Here is an 18,894-nt window from a genome sequence, read left to right as displayed (position 1 = left end):
GGCGCAGAGGAGTTTCCATGGATAAAAAACTGATGGTGGTCGCTGCGGCGACGTTGGCGCTGGGCATTGGCATCGGCTCGATGTGGCCGGGCAATGCGTCCATCGACGCCCACGCCGATGACGCAGCGGAACATGCGGATCACGCCAAAGAAGGCGCAGCCGCCGTCGGCGAACATGACGAAGAAGGGCATATCGAGTTGAGCGCCGAGCAGATCGCTGCTGCGGGCATTCAACTGGCCCAGGCACGGGCGCAGACCATCAGCCTCGGTTTGCCATTCCCCGGCGAAGTGCGCTTCGACGAAGACCGCACCGCGCACGTGGTGCCGCGCGTCCCGGGTGTGGTCGAGTCGGTGGCGGTCAACCTCGGGCAAACCGTGAAGAAGGGCCAGTTGCTGGCGGTGATCGCCAGTCAGCAGATCTCCGATCAACGCAGCGAACAGGCGGCCGCGCAACGGCGTTTGGCTTTGGCGCGCACCACCTACGAGCGAGAGAAAAAACTCTGGCAGGACAAGATCTCCGCTGAGCAGGATTTCCTTCAGGCGCGCCAGGCTTTGGAGGAAGCCGAAATTGCCGTCAGCAACGCCCGGCAAAAAATCAGCGTGCTCAGCGGCAGCGTGGTCGCCACCGGCGGCAATCGCTATGAACTGCGGGCACCGTTCGAGGGTGTCGTGGTGGAGAAACACCTGACGCCGGGGGAGGTCGTCGATGAGTCCACCGCAGCCTTCACGCTCTCGGATTTGTCGCGGGTGTGGGTGACGTTCGGCGTTTCGCCCAAGGACTTGACCAAGGTGCAGGTGGGTAAAGCGGTCACTGTCAGCGCGCCGGAATTAAATGCGCAAGTCACCGGTAGCGTGGCGTACGTCGGCAGTCTGCTGGGCGAACAAACCCGCACAGCGACCGTGCGCGTCACGCTGGAAAACCCGCAGGGCTCATGGCGTCCGGGGCTGTTCGTCACGGCGCTGGTGGCCACCGACAGCCGTCAGGCGCCAGTCGCGGTGCCGGAAACCGCGATCCAGACCGTCGAGGACAAACCCACGGTATTCGTGCGTACCGACGACGGCTTCAAGGCACAAGCAGTGGCGCTGGGCAGTCGCGCGGCGGGGCAGGTGGAAATCACCCAGGGCCTGGAGGCCGGTGCGCAAGTCGCCAGCGCCGGCAGCTTCGTCCTCAAATCGGAACTGGGCAAAGCCTCAGCCGAGCACAGTCATTAATTCTGGAAGGTCCCCATGTTCGAACGCCTGATCCAGTTTGCCATCGAGCAGCGCATCATCGTGCTGCTCGCCGTTCTGCTCATGGCCGGCCTCGGTATCGCCAGTTATCAAAAACTGCCGATCGACGCCGTGCCCGACATCACCAACGTCCAGGTGCAGATCAACACCGGCGCCGCCGGGTTTTCGCCGCTGGAAACCGAGCAGCGCATCACCTTCCCGATTGAAACCGCCATGGCCGGTTTGCCGGCATTGGAGCAGACCCGTTCGCTGTCACGTTCGGGGCTGTCGCAGGTCACGGTGATCTTCAAGGACGGCACCGACCTGTTCTTCGCCCGGCAATTGGTCAACGAACGTTTGCAGATCGCCAAGGAGCAATTGCCCGAAGGCGCGGAAGCGGTCATGGGGCCGATATCCACCGGCCTCGGCGAGATATTCCTGTGGACGGTTGAAGCCAAGGAAGGCGCGCTGAAGGACGACGGCACGCCGTACACGCCAACCGATCTGCGGGTGATTCAGGACTGGATCATCAAGCCGCAATTGCGCAACGTCCCGGGCGTGGCCGAGATCAACACCATCGGCGGCTTCGCCAAGGAATATCAGATTGCGCCGGACCCGAAACGCCTGGCCGCGTACAAGCTGACCCTCACCGATCTGGTCACCGCGCTGGAGCGCAACAACGCCAACGTCGGCGCCGGTTACATCGAGCGCAGCGGCGAGCAGTTGCTGATTCGCGCGCCGGGCCAAGTGGCGAGCACCGAGGACATCGCCAACATCGTCATGGCCAACGTCGACGGCACGCCGATCCGCATCAAGAACGTCGCCACCGTCGAAATCGGCCGCGAACTGCGCAGCGGCGCGGCCACCGAAAACGGTCGTGAAGTGGTGCTCGGCACGGTGTTCATGCTGATCGGCGAGAACAGCCGCACGGTCTCGCAAGCGGTCGCCGGCAAGCTTGAGCAGATCAACAAATCGTTGCCCAACGGCGTGATCGCCGTGCCGGTTTACGACCGCACGCACCTGGTCGACAAAGCCATCGCCACGGTGAAAAAGAACCTCATCGAAGGCGCGATTCTGGTGATCGCGATTCTGTTCCTGTTCCTCGGCAACATCCGCGCGGCGTTGATCACGGCGATGGTGATTCCATTGTCGATGCTGTTCACCTTCACCGGCATGTTCAGCAACAAGGTCAGCGCCAACCTGATGAGCCTCGGCGCGCTCGACTTCGGCATCATCGTCGATGGCGCGGTGGTGATCGTCGAAAACACTCTGCGTCGTCTGGCTCACGCGCAGCAGCATCATGGGCGCTTGCTGACGCGAAGCGAGCGATTCAAGGAAGTGTTTGCGGCAGCCAAAGAAGCGCGGCGACCGCTGATTTTCGGTCAGTTGATCATCATGGTCGTGTACCTGCCGATCTTCGCCCTCAGCGGCGTTGAAGGGAAAATGTTCCACCCGATGGCGTTCACTGTGGTGATTGCATTGCTCGGTGCCATGTTGCTTTCGGTGACCTTTGTGCCGGCGGCCATTGCCCTGTTTGTCACCGGCAAGGTCAAGGAAGAAGAGGGCGCCGTGATGCGCGGCGCGCGTCGCGTGTATGCGCCGGCATTGGCTTGGGTGATGAGTCATCGTGCCGTTGCGGTGGGTGCGGCATTGGGCGTGATCGTGCTCAGTGGCGTGCTGACCAGCCGCATGGGCAGCGAGTTTGTGCCCAGCCTCAGCGAAGGCGATTTCGCCCTGCAAGCCTTGCGCGTGCCGGGCACCAGCCTGACGCAATCGGTGGACATGCAGCAGCGTCTGGAGACATTGATTCTGGCGAAAGTGCCGGAAGTCGAGCGCGTTTTCGCTCGTACCGGCACCGCGGAAATCGCCTCCGACCCGATGCCGCCGAACATCTCCGACAGCTATGTGATGCTCAAGCCGAAAGATCAATGGCCGGACCCGGGCAAGTCGCGTGAAACCTTGATGGCTGAACTGCAAGCCGCAGCGGCGACATTGCCGGGCAGTAACTACGAGCTGTCGCAGCCGATTCAGTTGCGCTTCAACGAACTGATTTCCGGCGTGCGTAGCGATGTCGCGGTGAAGGTGTTCGGTGATGACATGGATGTGCTTAACGCCACCGCTGCGAAGATTGCGGCGGCGATGCAGAAGGTCAACGGCGCGTCCGAAGTCAAAGTCGAGCAAACCACCGGATTGCCGGTGCTGACCATCAACATTGATCGCGACAAAGCGGCGCGTTACGGGCTCAACGTCGGTGATGTGCAGGACACCATTGCTGTGGCGGTGGGTGGGCGTCAGGCCGGCACGTTGTATGAAGGGGATCGGCGTTTCGACATGGTCGTGCGTTTGTCCGATGCCATGCGCAAGGACATCGACGGCTTGTCGGCGCTTCTGATTCCGGTGCCCGCGGTGAATGGCACGGCCAATCAGATCGGCTTCATCGCACTGCAAGACGTCGCCAGCCTCGACCTGGTGCTCGGGCCGAATCAGGTCAGCCGCGAAAACGGCAAGCGCCTGGTGATCGTCAGCGCCAACGTGCGCGGGCGGGATATCGGCTCGTTTGTCAGCGAGGCCGGTGAGGTGATCGAGCGTGACGTGCAGGTCCCGGCCGGTTACTGGACCAGTTGGGGCGGGCAGTTCGAGCAACTGCAATCGGCGGCCAAGCGCTTGCAGATCGTGGTGCCGGTGGCGTTGCTGCTGGTGTTCGGCTTGTTGTTCATGATGTTCAACAATCTCAAGGATGGCTTGCTGGTGTTTACCGGGATTCCGTTTGCCTTGACCGGGGGCGTCATGGCGCTGTGGTTGCGCGATATTCCGCTGTCGATTTCGGCGGGTGTCGGGTTTATTGCGTTGTCCGGGGTGGCGGTGTTGAACGGCCTGGTGATGATTGCGTTTATTCGCAATTTGCGCGAGGAGGGGCGTTCTCTATCCGATGCGATCAACGACGGTGCGCTGACGCGATTGCGGCCGGTGTTGATGACGGCGCTGGTGGCGTCGCTGGGCTTCATTCCAATGGCGCTGGCGACCGGCACTGGCGCGGAGGTGCAGCGACCTCTGGCGACCGTGGTGATCGGTGGAATCCTGTCCTCCACGATCCTGACGCTGCTGATTTTGCCGGCGCTGTATCAACTCGCCCATCGCCGGGATGAGGACCCAGCCCCCACCTGACTGTGAACACAACCCTGTGGCGAGGGAGCTTGCTCCCGCTGGACTGCGCAGCAGGCCCCGCTTTCTTCAAAAGAAGAGCGAGGGTCGCTGCGCGCCCCAGCGGGAGCAAGCTCCCTCGCCACAGTTACTTTTCAGGCCTGCAGATTCTCTAGCGTGCCCACATTACGAATATGTAATCCCTGCGCCACCGTCCCGATAGGTTCGGATTGTTACCTTGATCCCGTCAGCTACTTAAACGAGGAATCAACGATGAAATTTGCCCAAGTCAGTGCCTTCACGGCACTGGCGCGGAGGTGCAGCGACCGCTAGCAACCGTAGTGATCGGTGGAATCCTGTCCTCCACGATCCTGACGCTGCTGATTTTGCCGGCGCTGTATCAACTCACCCATCGCCGGGATGAGGACTCAGTCCCCACCTGATTGTGAACACAACCCTGTGGCGAGGGAGCTTGCTCCCGCTGGACTGCGCAGCAGGCCCCGCTTTCTTCAAAAGAAGAGCGAGGGCCGCTGCGCGCCCCAGCGGGAGCAAGCTCCCTCGCCACAGTTACTTTTCAGGCCTGCAGATTCTCTAGTGTGTCCACATTACGAATATGTAATCCCTGCGCCACCGTCCCGATAGGTTCGGATTGTTACCTTGATCCCGTCAGCTACTTAAACGAGGAATCAAAGATGAAATTCGCCCAAATCAGTGCCTTCACCGCAGCCCTGGCGCTGTCTTCCCTGGCCATGGCCGAAGGCGGCGGCGACCGCACTTTCGAAAAAATGATGACCGCCAACGACCGTTCTGTGGAGCTGTACGTTGCTCGGGAACAGGCCCGTGACCCGGTCGTCGTCAATGACAAGAAAGACGACAAGACTCAAGACCTGTAAACGCAGCCGTGCTGGAACAAGCCTGTCATCGCGCATCGATGCCGGGCTTTTTTATGGAGGAATTGAACATGAAGTTGATCAAGTGGATGACCCTCGCCGGCGTTATGGCGCTGTCCATGAATGTACTGGCCGAGGGCGGTGGTGACCGCACGTTTGAGCGCGCATTCAGTGCCAACGCCAAAGCCATGGAGCAATACGCCGCCAACCAAGGCAAAGCGGCGCCGGTGGTGAAGGATTACGAGTACGGGATGAAGCTGGATGTGGTCAAAGTCGTAAGCGTCGTCAAGCCGCCGGCGACTTGTGCCGTCGTCCCCACCGTCATGACCTACGAAGACTCGAAAGGCCAGCTCAACACCATCAGATACACCGTGGCCGGCGAATGCCGCCAGCGCGGGTGATCTGCCCCAATCAAAACGCGAGCGCCCCGCAACGATCAAAACGCGGTCCCCTGTAGGAGCTGCCGAAGGCTGCGATCTTTTGATCTTGATCTTTAAAATCAAAATCAAAAGATCGCAGCCTTCGGCAGCTCCTACAGGGGGGGGCGATATGACGATGTGTATTTCGATTCGGGATGTTTAAAGGTTGTGTGGGAAATACAGAAGCTTCCCACAATGTTTTCAGGTTGTCCGTCGGACGTCGGCTCTCTAGGCTGTGTGGGTCGCTGCCAATTCAGCGATCGGGAGTGGAACCCCGGAGAACGTGTCAGCGCCAAAGCGTCTTTCATGACGTATGCTTGCGCACCTTCATGGTGTGCAGTCTGTTATGGCGGCTGTGCGCGGGAGACTTCGAGTCTGCCGGGTTTCTCCGTTCCCCGGGTTCCAACCTGCGTACAGCTGCCACCCCATCGCGTGGAACCGATCGGGTCAGCTCCAACGTTCTGAAGGAGAAAAAACATGAAAAAGCCAACACCCAATCCCCCCGAAGCAGACGCCATCCCCGACGCCAACTCAACTTCCCCCTACGCCTCCGTCGACACCCGAAAACTCCACGAAGCCGCCGACCGCGCCCTCGATTTCTACCTCAAACCCACCGCCGCCCTCATGGCCACGCCCTACGTCCAGAACCAGATGTTCCAGGTTAATCCGAAGGCCGACACCGAATCCCTGCTGGCCAACGCCAGCGAATCCCTGGGCTCGGCCAGCGTCATGCTCGGCGACTTCGCGGCGCTGCTGCAAGGCACGCATCGCAAGACGTTGCTGGGGATCGCGCAAGTGGTGATGCTTGGTGAGCTGGCGGTGAACAGGGCGCTGGATAACGTCGAGCCCACCGCATAATCGTGTGGGAGCGAGCCTGCTCGCGAAAGCGGTGAGTCAACCGACGATGGCGTTGGCTGTGCCGACGTCTTCGCGAGCAGGCTCGCTCCCACAGGTTTTGGCGTTGCGTTGAAGTCCGGACATAAAAAAGGCGCCCCAAAGGACGCCAAAAAATTCACCTCTTTCCAAAGGAGCAAGGAGCTTCCAAAGGTGAATGTGCATTGCTCGTAAACTCAGAGAATCGCCAACGGATACTCGACAATCACCCGCACTTCATCCAGATCCGACTCGAACGCCGTGGCGCGGGTTGTGGCCTGGCGCAAACGTAAGGACAAGTCTTTCATCGAACCGCTCTGCACCACGTATTTGACTTCGATATCGCGCTCCCAGCGTTTCTGATCGGTCAGCGGATTGCCCTCGGCATCGCGACGCATGTACACGGCGTTGGCGTTGGAATAATCAGCGTCGGTGCCGCGCGCATAACGGGTCATGAACGACAAACCGGGCACGCCATAGGTGCTCATGTCGAGGTCGTAGCGCACCATCCACGAACGCTCCTTGGGCGAGTTGAAGTCGCTGTACTGGATGGAGTTGTCGAGGAAGATCGAATCGGACTGGCGCAGGTAATCGAAATCGTCGTTGCCGTTGTTGCGCTGGTGGGAGAGGGCGACGGAATGCGCGCCGAGTTTGACGCCGACACGGCCGCTCCAGATGTTGTTGTCGAACTCGCCGAGCAGTTGTTTGCCCTCGTCGACTGCCTTGTAGTAATTCAAACCGCCAAACAGCGACAAGTCATCCGACAGCGGATACGTCCACGCGGTGCCGGCGTAGTACTGATTCCAGGCATCCTTGAGGCGACTGGAGTACAGGCTGAAACTGAGGTTTTTGTTCAGCACATAATCGCCGCCGCCGTAAGCGATCCACGGCGAATTGACCGGGCCGGCATAGAAGGTCGCAAAGTTCTCGCGCATGTCGCTGGACACCGGTTGGCTCATCGCGTGCAGTCGACCGCCCTGCACCGATAGACCTTCAATACTGGTGTTGGTCGCCGTCACGCCGCGAAAGCTTTCCGGCAGCAAACGCGAGTCACCCGCCGCCACTACCGGGTTGGCCGGGAACACGTCACCGACCTTGACCACCGTATCGAATGCCCGCACTTTCGCCGCGCCACCGACCTTGGTGTATTCGTCCCGCGCCTCGCCGTCACTGTTGACCGGCAACACATCAAACGAACTGCGCCCACCGTTGCGCCCGTCACCGGTGTCGAGTTTCAAACCGATCATCGCAAACGCATCAACACCGACCCCGACGGTGCCTTGGGTAAAGCCGGATTCGAACTTGCTGATCACCGCATGCGACCAGGCTTCGGAATAACCGTTGCCGGTCGGGCTGGACTGGCCGTTGCGGTGCTCACGATTGAAATAGAAGTTACGGTTGAGCACCGTCAGGCTGCTGCCTTCGATAAAGCCTTCGGCTTTTTCTTCTGCAAACACCATGGACGGCCCGGAGCCAACCACCACCGCTAAAGCGGCCATCGACATTTTTGTATTGTTAACCATCAAACACTCCTTGGGTTCGGCAGAACGGGAACGTGCTTCGGCGTGGGTTTTATTGTTCGGCGGAGCAGGGCCCGCCGGCATTGGTCGCCGGGTCACATCGTTGCAAGCTGCGGATAACGCCAGGGTGATGAGGGAATTACAATTTCGTCATGTGGCTATATGGATTGAGTGAACGCTACACAAGACTGTGGGAGCGAGCCTGCTCGCGAAAGCGGAGTGTCAGCCAATCAAGATGTTGAAAGTGCCTACGCCTTCGTCGGAGCGCCGCCCGGAGCAGGCTCGCTCCCACAGTGGTCTGAGTGAGTCTGATAGGTCGCATGAGTGCAGATGTGGCTTTTTATCGTTCGAAGGTATCCAGCAAACCGTGTGATAGAGAGGCATCAGTTTCGGCGGGAAGTATGAGTTTGCCCTTCGTGTCGCCGATCCGTTTTACACGCGTCTTCTTCAATGTGATTTTGCCTTGGCGTTCTCTGGCTATCGCACCAATGCCATCCATCAATTCTGAATAAATATCCCGCTTCATGGTTCGTGGATCTCCACTTGATAGGTGATCCTCAAATTTAACTACAAATGTCTTCTACGGAATGTCAGCCGTTGCTCACGGGTTTGCAGGCAAATTCCTAAAAAGGGGAGAGCGTTGTAAGTCAAAAGATCGCAGCCTTCGGCAGCTCCTACAGACCGCATACCATCCCAATGTAGGAGCTGCCGAAGGCTGCGATCTTTTTGATGTTAAATCCCACAAAAACAAAAACGGCACCCGAAGGTGCCGTTTCCGTTTGTAGCCAGTTCCAGCCGAGCAATCAGCCCGCCAGACCCGCCTGCTGAACCAGAGTCAGCAATGGCTGCGGGTACACACCCAGGAAGAACGCGACCAGGGCGATGGCCAGCAGCATCACGCCGCCTGCCTTCTGTTCCCAGTGCAGCTGGGCGTCGTGGCGACGCAGGTTTGGCTCGATCAGGTACAGGGTGACCATCACGCGCAGGTAGTAGAAGACGCCGATGGCGCTGCCCAGTACCAGCGAACCCACCAACCACCACTGATGCGATTCAACACCGGTGGCGATGATGTAGAACTTGCCGATGAAGCCAGCGGTCAGCGGGATACCGGCCAGGGACAGCATCATCACGGTCAGGACGGCGGTCAGGTACGGACGGCGCCAGAACAGGCCGCGGTACTCGTACAGGGCGTCGGCGTCACGGCCGTTGTACGGCGAGGACATCAGGGTGATCACACCGAACGCGCCGAGGCTGGTGATCACGTAGGTGACCAGGTAGACGCCGATGGCTTCCACCGCCAGACCCTTGCTCGCCACCAGTGCGATCAGCAGGTAGCCGAAGTGCGCGATGGACGAGTAACCGAGCAGACGCTTGAGGTTGCTCTGGGTCAGGGCCAGCAGGTTACCGAACAGGATCGAGGCGATGGCGATGACGGTCAGCACGTCGCTCAGTACGCCACTGCTCGCGGCAGGGGAGATCTGGAACAGACGCACCATCACGGCGAACACGGCAACCTTCGACGCGGTCGCAAGGAATGCAGCGACCGGTGCCGGAGCACCTTCGTAGACGTCTGGCGTCCACAGGTGGAACGGTACCAGCGACAGCTTAAACGCCAGACCGATCAGCATCATGCCCAGGCCCAGTTGCGCCAGCGAGCTAGGCAGGCCAGTCGCGGCCAGCGCCTGACCGATGCCAACGAAGCTCAGCGAACCCGAGTCGGCGTACAGCAGCGCCATACCGAACAACAGGAACGCAGAACCGGCGGCCGACAGCACCATGTACTTGATGCCGGCTTCCAGCGAACGCTTGTTGAAGAAGGCATAAGCCACCAGACCGTAAACCGGTACCGAGAGCAGTTCCAGACCGATGAACAAGCCGGCCAGGTGCTGCGCGCTGACCAGAACCAGACCACCGGCGGCGGCCATCAGGATCAGCAGGTACAGTTCTTCACGGTTGCCCGGGTAACCCGAACCGCCATCGCCCAGATAGGCGTGGGCGAGGGTCACACAGGCGAGGGTGGCGACCAGGATCAGCGCCATGTACAGGCAAGCGAAGGTGTCGATCTGCAGCAATGGGGTCACGGCCAGAGGCGCGACTTTCAGGGCCGGCAGGATCGACAGCAAAGCCAGGTTCAGACCCGCCACCGAGATCAGGAAGGTCTGCGAGTGGTTGCGGCGCCAGGCGATTGCCAGCATCACCACGATAATGGTGAGGCTGGTGATCAACAGTGGCGCAAGCGCAATAAAGTGTTGAATCGTGAATTCCATAGCGCTCTTACCGGGCCGAAGCGAGTTGAGTGAAGGCGGTGCCGAGCCACTGCTGAACGCCATGCATCGTGGCGGCAGAAGTGTCGAGGAACGGTTGCGGGTAGACGCCGAGGTAAACCAGCAGCACCGCAAGGCCCAGCACCATGATCAGTTCGCGAGCGTCCATACCGTGCAGGATCGAATCCGATTTGGACGGACCGAAGTAAGCACGGTGGATCATGATCAGCGAGTAGACCGAACCGAACACCAGACCGGAGGTGGCAATCGCAGTGATCCAAGGCCAGCTGGCGAAAGAGCCGATCAGGATCAGGAACTCGCCGACAAAGTTACCGGTACCCGGCAGACCCAACGAGGCGGCTGCAAAGAACAGGCTGATCGCCGGCAGGTAAGCGATACGCGACCACAGACCGCCCATCTCACGCATGTCACGAGTGTGCAGACGCTCGTACAACTGACCGCTGAGGATAAACAGTGCCGCCGCCGATACACCGTGCGCCAGCATCTGGATCACTGCACCTTGCAGGGCCAGTTGGCTGCCGGAGTAGATGCCGATCAACACGAAACCCATGTGGGAAACGGACGAGAAGGCGATCAGACGCTTGATATCGGTTTGTGCGAAAGCGAGGAACGCACCGTAGAAGATCCCGATCAGACCGAGGGTCATGGCGATCGGCGCAAACTCGGCCGAAGCATTCGGGAACAGCGGCAGAGCAAAACGCAGCAGACCGTAAGCAGCGGTTTTCAGCAGGATACCGGCGAGGTCGACGGAACCGGCAGTCGGCGCCTGGGCGTGAGCGTCAGGCAACCAGGAGTGGAACGGTACGACAGGCAGCTTGACCGCGAAGGCGATGAAGAAGCCGAGCATCAGGATGTACTCGGTGGTCATCGACATCTTGGTTTTCAACAGGTCGGCGTAGTTGAAAGTAATCACGCCAGTGTTGTTGAAGTTGACCAGCACCAGACCGAGGATCGCCACCAGCATGATCAGGCCGGAAGCCTGAGTGAAGATGAAGAACTTGGTCGCTGCGTAGATCCGGGTTTTCTTGCCGTCCGAAGAACTGTGACCCCAGAGCGCGATGAGGAAGTACATCGGCACCAGCATCATTTCCCAGAAGAAGAAGAACATGAACAGGTCGAGGGCGAGGAACACGCCGACAACGCCGCCCAGGATCCACATCAGGTTCAGGTGGAAGAAGCCAACGTGACGTTGAATCTCTTTCCACGAGCACAGTACCGACAAGATACCCAGCAGACCGGTCAGCAGGATCATCAACAGCGACAGGCCGTCGAGCGCCAGGTGCACGTTGATGCCGAAGCGCTGGATCCAGACGTGCTTGAACTCAAGCGCCCAGGTCGGATCGGCGCCAGGCGCCGGAGCAAATGAATAGTCACCGTGGGCCCACAGCCAGAGGCCGAGGGCGAGTTCCAGGGTCATGGTCAACAGCGCAATCCAGCGGGGCAGGGTAGCGCCGAAGCGCTCACCCATCCAGCACAGCAGGCCGCCGATGAAGGGGATCAGGATTAGCCAAGGCAGAATCATGACGGGCTCGTTTCCTTTCGCAAATTCGCAAGGTTCATATCAGACCGCTACCAGCACGATGGCGCCGATAACCAGCACGGCACCAGCAGCCATCGAAGCAGCGTACCAACGCAGTTGACCGGTCTCGGTGCGGCTCAGGGCAGTGTGACCACCCTTGGCCATACGCGGGATCAGACCGATGGTCTGGTCGAGCGGGTCTTTGCGCAGTACGTGGCTGATCGCCAGGTAAGGCTTGACGAACAGTTTGTCGTAGATCCAGTCGAAGCCCCAGGCAGCGAACCACCAGGCCGAAAGGAAACGGCCGATGCCGCTGTTGGCGATGGCCGTGACGAAGCGACGCTTGCCGAGGAACAGCAGCGCTGCCAGCAGGATACCGGCCAGGGCAATGGCGCCCGAGGCGATTTCCAGACTGTGCTTGGCTTCGCCACCGGCATGGCCAACGCTTTCTGGCAGAACGCCGTGCAGCGGTGGAACGATCATGGCGCCGACGAAGGTCGACAGCACGATCAGCACCGACAGCGGCAGCCAGTGAGCGATGCCGTGACCGGCGTGGGCTTCGGTCTTGGCTTCACCGTGGAACGTGATGAAGATCAGGCGGAAGGTGTACAGCGAAGTCATGAACGCGCCGACCAGACCTGCGTAAAGCAGACCGTGGTTGCCGCTGGCGAACGCTTCCCAAAGGATTTCGTCCTTGGAGTAGAAGCCTGCGGTGACCAGAGGCAGAGCAGCCAGAGCAGCACCACCGACGATGAAGCTGGCGTAGGCCAGTGGCAGTTTTTTCCACAGACCGCCCATCTTGAAGATGTTCTGCTCGTGGTGGCAGGCAACGATCACCGCACCGGAAGCAAGGAACAGCAGGGCCTTGAAGAAGGCGTGGGTCATCAGGTGGAAAATCGCGCCATCCCAGGCGCCAACGCCCAGCGCCAGGAACATGTAGCCAATCTGGCTCATGGTCGAGTAGGCGAGGATACGTTTGATGTCGGTTTGTACCAGCGCGGCGAAACCGGCCAGTACCAGGGTCACGCCACCAACGATGCCGACCAGGTGGAGGATTTCCGGCGCCAGGGTGAACAGACCGTGGGTACGGGCGATCAGGTAGACACCGGCGGTCACCATGGTGGCGGCGTGGATCAGTGCCGAAACCGGGGTAGGGCCGGCCATCGCGTCCGCGAGCCAGGTTTGCAGCGGCAGTTGTGCCGATTTACCGACTGCGCCACCCAGCAGCATCAGGGTCGCCAGAGTGATCCAGAAGTCGCCGACCTGGAATTTCTGCGGTGCCAGCACCAGCAGTTCCTGGATGTTCAGCGTGCCCACTTGCTGGAACAGAATGAACAGGCCGATGGCCATGAACACGTCGCCGATCCGGGTCACGATAAAGGCCTTGAGTGCGGCGTTACCGTTGTTGCGGTTGCTGTAGTAGAAACCGATCAACAGGTACGAGCACAGGCCCACGCCTTCCCAGCCGAAGTACAGGAACAACAGGTTATCGCCCAGGACCAGGAACAGCATGCTGGCGATAAACAGGTTGGTGTACGAGAAGAAGCGCGAGTAACCCGCTTCGCCGCGCATGTACCAGGACGCGAACAGGTGGATCAGGAAACCGACGCCCACCACCACGCCGAGCATGGTGATCGACAGGCCGTCGACGTAGAGGGCGAAGTCAGGCTTGAAGCCTTCGACCGCCATCCACTTCCACAGCACCAGGGTGTAGTGACCGCCTTCGGGAGGCGCGACGTTGAATTGCCAGATGACGTAGGCGGCGACAATCGCCGACAAGCCAATGGAACCCACGCCGATCAGCGCCGAGAGGTTTTCCGACCAGCGTCCACGGGAGAACGACAGCAGCAGGAAACCGATCAGAGGGAATACGAAAGTCAGAAAGATAAGATTCATCCGCGCATCTCACTGGCAGCGTCGATATCGAGCGTGTGGAAGCGGCGATACAGTTGCAGCAGGATCGCCAGACCAATACTGGCCTCGGCGGCTGCAAGGCTGATCACCAGGATGAACATGATCTGTCCATCCGGCTGCGCCCAGCGGGCGCCCGCAACGATGAAGGCCAGTGCAGAGGCGTTCATCATCACTTCCAGACTCATCAACACGAACAAAATGTTGCGGCGGACCATCAGGCCGACCAGACCAAGGCAGAACAGGATGCCGGCGACGGCCAATCCATGTTCGAGAGGGATAGCAGGCATGTCTTACTCCTTCGCCTCGTTACGGCCCAAATGGAACGCCGTGACGGCTGCGGCGAGCAGCAGCATCGAGGCGAGTTCGACCACCAGCAGGTACGGGCCGAACAGGCTGATGCCCACGGCCTTCGCGTCTACGGTGGTGTGGCCGATGGCCTGACCGCTCTGGTGAGCGAACAGCACATACAGCAGTTCGGCCAGCAGCAGCGCGGCGAGAATCACCGGTCCTGCCCAGATGCCGGGCTTGAGCCAGGTGCGTTCTTGCTGAACCGAGGCCGGGCCGAGGTTCAGCATCATCACCACGAACACGAACAGCACCATGATGGCGCCGGCGTAGGCGATCACTTCGAGCACGCCGGCGAACGGCGCGCCGAGTGCGAAGAAGGTCATGGCCACGGCGATCAACGAGATGATCAGGTAGAGCAGGGCGTGCACAGGGTTGGTGTTGGTGACCACACGTAGCGTGGACACAACCGCGATACCCGATGCGAAATAGAAAGCGAATTCCATCGTTCTTCCTTAAGGCAGCAAGCTCTTCACGTTGATCGGTTCGGCTTCGTTCTGCGCGGAGCCTTTCGGCTTGCCAGCGATTGCCATACCTGCAACACGATAGAAGTTGTAATCAGGGTTTTTGCCGGGGCCGGAGATCAGCAGATCTTCTTTCTCGTACACCAGGTCCTGACGTTTGAACTCGGCCATCTCGAAATCCGGGGTCAGCTGGATTGCGGTGGTCGGACAGGCTTCCTCGCAGAGACCGCAGAAAATGCAGCGCGAGAAGTTGATACGGAAGAAGTCCGGGTACCAGCGACCGTCTTCGGTTTCAGCTTTCTGCAGCGAGATGCAACCCACCGGGCAAGCCACGGCGCACAGGTTGCAGGCTACGCAACGTTCTTCGCCATCGGGGTCGCGGGTCAGGACGATACGGCCACGGTAGCGTGGCGGCAGGTAGACCGGCTCTTCCGGGTATTGCAGGGTGTCGCGCTTGCGAAAGCCATGGCCGAAGACCATGACCAGGCTGCGCAACTGGGTACCAGTACCCTTAACGATGTCGCCAATATATTTGAACATGGGTCAAATCCTCACTGAACCGCAACCGCAGGTGTGTTCCACAACACAACCGCAGCGGTTATCAGCAAATTGATCAGGGTCAGTGGCAGGCAGAATTTCCAGCTGAAATCCATCACCTGGTCATAACGCGGACGCGGGATGGAGGCGCGCAGCAGGATGAACAGCATGATGAAGAACGCGGTCTTCAGTGCGAACCAGACGAAGGACAGTTGCGGCAGGATGCCGAACGGACCGTGCCAGCCACCGAAGAACAGGGTGACCAGCAGTGCCGAGATCAGGATGATGCCGATGTATTCACCGACGAAGAACATGCCCCATTTCATACCGGCGTATTCAATGTGGTAACCGTCGGCCAGTTCCTGTTCCGCTTCCGGCTGGTCGAACGGGTGACGGTGAGTCACGGCCACGCCAGCAATGAAGAAGGTACAGAAGCCGAAGAACTGCGGAATGATGAACCACAGGTTCTGCGCCTGGTACTCGACGATGTCGCGCATGTTGAACGAGCCGACCTGCACCACGATGCCCATCAGGGCCAGGCCCATGAACACTTCGTAGGACACGGTCTGCGCCGAGGCACGCAAGCTGCCGAGCAGGGCGAACTTGTTGTTACTCGACCAGCCGGCGAACAGCACCGCGTAGACCGACAGACCGGCCATGGCGAAGAAGAACAGCAGGCCGATGTTCAGATCCGCCACGCCCCAGGTCGGGGTGATCGGGATGATCGCAAACGCGATCAGCAGGGCGGACATGGCCACCACCGGTGCCAGGGTGAAGATCACCTTGTCGGCAAACGGCGGGGTCCAGTCTTCCTTGAAGAACATCTTCAGCATGTCGGCGGCGATCTGGAACATGCCGAACGGGCCAACGCGGTTCGGACCATAACGGTCCTGCCACCAGCCCAGCAGGCGACGTTCGACAAAGCTGAGCAACGCGCCCGCGACCACCACGGCCAGCAGAATCACGATGGCTTTGACGACCGAGAGGATCACATCGATCACTTCAGGGGTGAACCAGGTCATTGCGCTGCCTCCTGCAGACCGTCGACGGATACGCCGGCGAATGCCGGTGGAATGCCGGCGATGCCCGCAGGCAATGCCACCAGACCGGCGCCCAGTTCTTCATTGATGCGCAGCGGCAGACGCAGGGTCTGACCGGCAACGTTCAGGCTCAGCAGGGCACCGTCGTTTACGCCCAGGCGATCGGCTTCGGACTTGGCCAGAGCCACGTACGGAGCCGGAATGCGCTCTTGCACCGGCGCGGCTTTCGACGAGTTTTCGTCGCTGCCGAACAGGTGGTAGAACGGCACGGCCTGCCAGGTGCCAGGCGCCGGGTTGAAAGCACGCGGTGCGGCAGCGAACCAGTTCAGCGAATCGCCGGTGCTTTCGATCAGGCGGGTGCCCGGATCGCCAGCACGCAGGTGACCACCGACTTCGTCCTGGAACTTGTTCCACGCTTGTGGCGAGTTCCAGCCCGGCGACCAGGCGAATGGCACTTGCTGACGGGGTTCAGCCGAACCCGAGTAACCTTCCATGGAGAAGGCGAACGCGGTGTCTTTGTCTTGCGGGGTGCGCGGTTCGTGAACGCTGATGTCGGCGCGCATGGCGGTGCGACCGGAATAACGCAGCGGCTCACGCGCCAGTTTCAGACCCTTGATGCGGAACGCGGCAGACGGAGCAGCATCGACGATACGCGCCAGTTGCTCGGTGCTCGAAGCCACGGCAGCGGTGACGTGGTCGAGTTGCGTCCAGTCGATCGGCTGGTTCAGCAGGGTCGCGCGCAGGGCGTGCAGCCAGCGCCAGCCTTCGTGAACCAGGATGCTCGCGTCCATGTATTGCGGGTCGAAAACCTGGAAGAAGCGCTGGGCGCGACCTTCCTGGCTGACCAGCGTACCGTCGCCTTCAGCGAAGCTCGCCGCTGGCAGAACCAGTTGCGCGCGGTCGGTGGTGGCAGTCTTCTGATGGTCGGCAACGATCACCACTTGCGCGGCGTTCAGTGCGGCATCGACCTTGGCTTTCGAGGTGCGGGTGTACAGATCGTTTTCCAGCACGACGATGGCGTCGGCCTTGCCATCGATTACGGCTTGCAGCGCCGCGTCGACCGATTCGCCACCGAGCATGGCCAGACCGAGACTGTTGGCTTCCGGCACGATCAGGCTGATGGAACCGTTCTTCTCGCGCAGCTTCAGCGCTTTGGCGATGTTCGCCGCCGCTTCGATCAGCGCTTTGGAGCCCAGCGAAGTACCGGCGATGATCAGCGGACGTTTGGCCGCGAGCAGGGCATCAGCAATGCGCTTGGCCAGTTCCAGTGCTTCAGCGTCCAGACCTTCAACGGCCGGCGCGCTGGCATCCAGAGCGTGAGCAACGGCGAAACCGATGCGTGCCAGATCGTCTGGAGCGGCGTGTACGCACTCTTCGGCGATGTCGTCGAGCTTGGTTTCCGCCAGGCTGGCGATGAACAGCGGGTTCAGCGCGTGCTGACCGATGTTCTTCACCGCCGCGTCGAGCCAAGGCTGAACGCGCATGGCTTCGGCCATGTCTTCAGCTTTGCCTTTGACCGACTGACGCAGGGACAGGGCCATACGCGCAGCAGTCTGGGTCAGGTCTTCACCGAGGACGAAGATGGCGTCGTGGTCTTCGATGTCGCGCATGTTCGGCACTGGCAGCGGGCTGTCTTTCAGCACTTGCAGGACCAGACGGATGCGTTCCAGTTCGGAGGCTTCGATACCCGAGTAGAAGTGCTCGGCGCCGACCAGTTCGCGCAACGCGTAGTTGCTTTCAAGGCTGGCACGCGGCGAACCGATACCGACGATGTTGCGACCGCGCAGCAGATCAGCGGCTTTATCCAGCGCAGCGTCCAGACCGAGTTTGGTGCCGTCGGCCAGCAGCGGCTGACGTGGACGGTCGGTGCGGTTGACGTAGCCATAACCGAATCGGCCACGGTCGCACAGGAAGTACTGGTTCACCGAACCGTTGAAACGGTTTTCGATGCGACGCAGTTCGCCGTAACGTTCGCCCGGGGAGATGTTGCAACCGCTCGAGCAGCCATGGCAGATGCTCGGCGAGAACTGCATGTCCCACTTGCGGTTGTAGCGCTCGGAGTGAGTCTTGTCGGTGAACACACCGGTCGGGCAGACCTCGGTGAGGTTGCCGGAGAACTCGCTTTCGAGGGTGCCGTCTTCAACGCGACCGAAGTACACGTTGTCGTGGGCGCCGAATACACCGAGGTCGGTGCCGCCCGCGTAATCCTTATAGAAACGCACGCAGCGGTAGCAAGCGATGCAGCGGTTCATTTCGTGGGAAATGAACGGGCCCAGTTGCTGGTTCTGGTGGGTGCGTTTGGTGAAGCGATAACGGCGCTCGTTGTGGCCGGTCATCACCGTCATGTCTTGCAGGTGGCAGTGACCGCCTTCTTCGCAGACCGGGCAGTCGTGCGGGTGGTTGGTCATCAGCCATTCGACAACGCTGGCGCGGAACGCCTTGGATTCTTCATCGTCGATGGAGATCCAGGTGTTGTCGGTGGCCGGGGTCATGCAGGACATGACGATGCGACCACGGGTGTCGTTCTCGTCGGTGTACTGTTTGACCGCGCACTGGCGGCAGGCCCCGACGCTACCAAGCGCGGGGTGCCAGCAGAAATAAGGGATGTCGAGGCCCAGCGACAGACATGCCTGTAACAGGTTGTCTGCCCCGTCGACTTCGAGCGCTTTGCCGTCTACGTGGATAGTGGCCATGGTTCAAAGGTCTTCGTTGGCCCGGTGTCAGCGGGCGTGGCTAATG

Annotated in this window: 15 protein-coding genes and 1 pseudogene; 6 read left to right on the top strand and 10 right to left on the bottom strand. The window is 60.3% G+C overall.

Annotated elements, in window-relative coordinates; genetic code table 11:
- Positions 1-17 precede the first annotated feature (17 nt).
- The 6 genes and pseudogenes from BK670_RS15490 to BK670_RS15455 all read left to right on the top strand — a co-directional run bounded on the left by BK670_RS15490 (position 18) and on the right by BK670_RS15455 (position 6,516).
- Positions 18-1,211: an efflux RND transporter periplasmic adaptor subunit gene (locus tag BK670_RS15490; protein ID WP_123450795.1), complete on the top strand. Its 1,194-nt coding sequence runs from the start codon at positions 18-20 to the stop codon at positions 1,209-1,211.
- Between the two features lie 15 nt (positions 1,212-1,226).
- The gene (locus tag BK670_RS15485; protein ID WP_123450793.1) at positions 1,227-4,373 is read left to right on the top strand and encodes a CusA/CzcA family heavy metal efflux RND transporter; all 3,147 of its coding nucleotides are present in this window, start codon (positions 1,227-1,229) and stop codon (positions 4,371-4,373) included.
- A 275-nt stretch (positions 4,374-4,648) separates the two neighbouring features.
- Positions 4,649-4,792, top strand: a pseudogene (locus BK670_RS30245) (efflux RND transporter permease subunit); the annotation flags it as partial.
- 249 nt (positions 4,793-5,041) lie between these two features.
- Positions 5,042-5,242 (top strand): co-regulatory protein PtrA N-terminal domain-containing protein, encoded by a 201-nt coding sequence (locus BK670_RS15470; RefSeq protein ID WP_103306801.1) that lies wholly within the window; start codon positions 5,042-5,044, stop codon positions 5,240-5,242.
- Between the two features lie 68 nt (positions 5,243-5,310).
- Complete coding sequence (locus tag BK670_RS15465) at positions 5,311-5,640, top strand: DUF2790 domain-containing protein (protein ID WP_123450789.1); 330 nt, start codon at positions 5,311-5,313, stop codon at positions 5,638-5,640.
- Between the two features lie 495 nt (positions 5,641-6,135).
- Positions 6,136-6,516: a DUF6124 family protein gene (locus BK670_RS15455; protein WP_123450787.1), complete on the top strand. Its 381-nt coding sequence runs from the start codon at positions 6,136-6,138 to the stop codon at positions 6,514-6,516.
- A gap of 212 nt (positions 6,517-6,728) precedes the next feature.
- On the opposite strand, the gene BK670_RS15445 is transcribed toward BK670_RS15455, so the two are convergent.
- The 10 genes from BK670_RS15445 to nuoG all read right to left on the bottom strand — a co-directional run bounded on the left by BK670_RS15445 (position 6,729) and on the right by nuoG (position 18,848).
- On the bottom strand, positions 6,729-8,054 hold the full coding sequence (locus BK670_RS15445) for an OprD family porin (RefSeq protein ID WP_123450785.1): 1,326 nt from the start codon (positions 8,052-8,054) through the stop codon (positions 6,729-6,731).
- A gap of 337 nt (positions 8,055-8,391) precedes the next feature.
- Positions 8,392-8,577: a hypothetical protein gene (locus tag BK670_RS15440; protein WP_123450783.1), complete on the bottom strand. Its 186-nt coding sequence runs from the start codon at positions 8,575-8,577 to the stop codon at positions 8,392-8,394.
- A gap of 277 nt (positions 8,578-8,854) precedes the next feature.
- Positions 8,855-10,318, bottom strand: a complete 1,464-nt coding sequence (nuoN, locus tag BK670_RS15435) for an NADH-quinone oxidoreductase subunit NuoN (RefSeq protein WP_007920173.1) — start codon at positions 10,316-10,318, stop codon at positions 8,855-8,857.
- A 7-nt stretch (positions 10,319-10,325) separates the two neighbouring features.
- On the bottom strand, positions 10,326-11,858 hold the full coding sequence (gene nuoM / locus BK670_RS15430) for an NADH-quinone oxidoreductase subunit M (protein WP_016986254.1): 1,533 nt from the start codon (positions 11,856-11,858) through the stop codon (positions 10,326-10,328).
- Between the two features lie 39 nt (positions 11,859-11,897).
- A complete protein-coding gene (gene nuoL / locus BK670_RS15425; RefSeq protein WP_123450781.1) occupies positions 11,898-13,751 on the bottom strand; it encodes an NADH-quinone oxidoreductase subunit L in 1,854 nt (617 codons plus the stop codon).
- Positions 13,748-14,056 (bottom strand): NADH-quinone oxidoreductase subunit NuoK, encoded by a 309-nt coding sequence (nuoK, locus tag BK670_RS15420; protein ID WP_003180046.1) that lies wholly within the window; start codon positions 14,054-14,056, stop codon positions 13,748-13,750. The genes nuoL and nuoK overlap by 4 nt, the downstream gene beginning before the upstream one ends.
- Before the next feature lie 3 nt (positions 14,057-14,059).
- The gene (gene nuoJ, locus BK670_RS15415; protein ID WP_007951462.1) at positions 14,060-14,560 is read right to left on the bottom strand and encodes an NADH-quinone oxidoreductase subunit J; all 501 of its coding nucleotides are present in this window, start codon (positions 14,558-14,560) and stop codon (positions 14,060-14,062) included.
- 9 nt (positions 14,561-14,569) lie between these two features.
- Positions 14,570-15,118 carry an NADH-quinone oxidoreductase subunit NuoI gene (gene nuoI / locus BK670_RS15410; RefSeq protein ID WP_003223795.1) on the bottom strand — a complete coding sequence of 183 codons (549 nt, stop codon included), beginning with the start codon at positions 15,116-15,118 and terminating at the stop codon, positions 14,570-14,572.
- Between the two features lie 11 nt (positions 15,119-15,129).
- The gene (gene nuoH, locus BK670_RS15405) at positions 15,130-16,137 is read right to left on the bottom strand and encodes an NADH-quinone oxidoreductase subunit NuoH (protein ID WP_123450779.1); all 1,008 of its coding nucleotides are present in this window, start codon (positions 16,135-16,137) and stop codon (positions 15,130-15,132) included.
- On the bottom strand, positions 16,134-18,848 hold the full coding sequence (gene nuoG, locus BK670_RS15400; protein WP_123450778.1) for an NADH-quinone oxidoreductase subunit NuoG: 2,715 nt from the start codon (positions 18,846-18,848) through the stop codon (positions 16,134-16,136). Before nuoG ends, nuoH begins: the two co-directional genes overlap by 4 nt.
- Between the last annotated feature and the right edge of the window lie 46 nt (positions 18,849-18,894).

This window comes from Pseudomonas fluorescens (assembly GCF_003732425.1).
GTDB lineage: Bacteria > Pseudomonadota > Gammaproteobacteria > Pseudomonadales > Pseudomonadaceae > Aquipseudomonas > Aquipseudomonas fluorescens_BE.
Note: the sequence above shows the minus strand (reverse complement) of the source record. Positions and strands in the feature narration are given on the sequence as shown.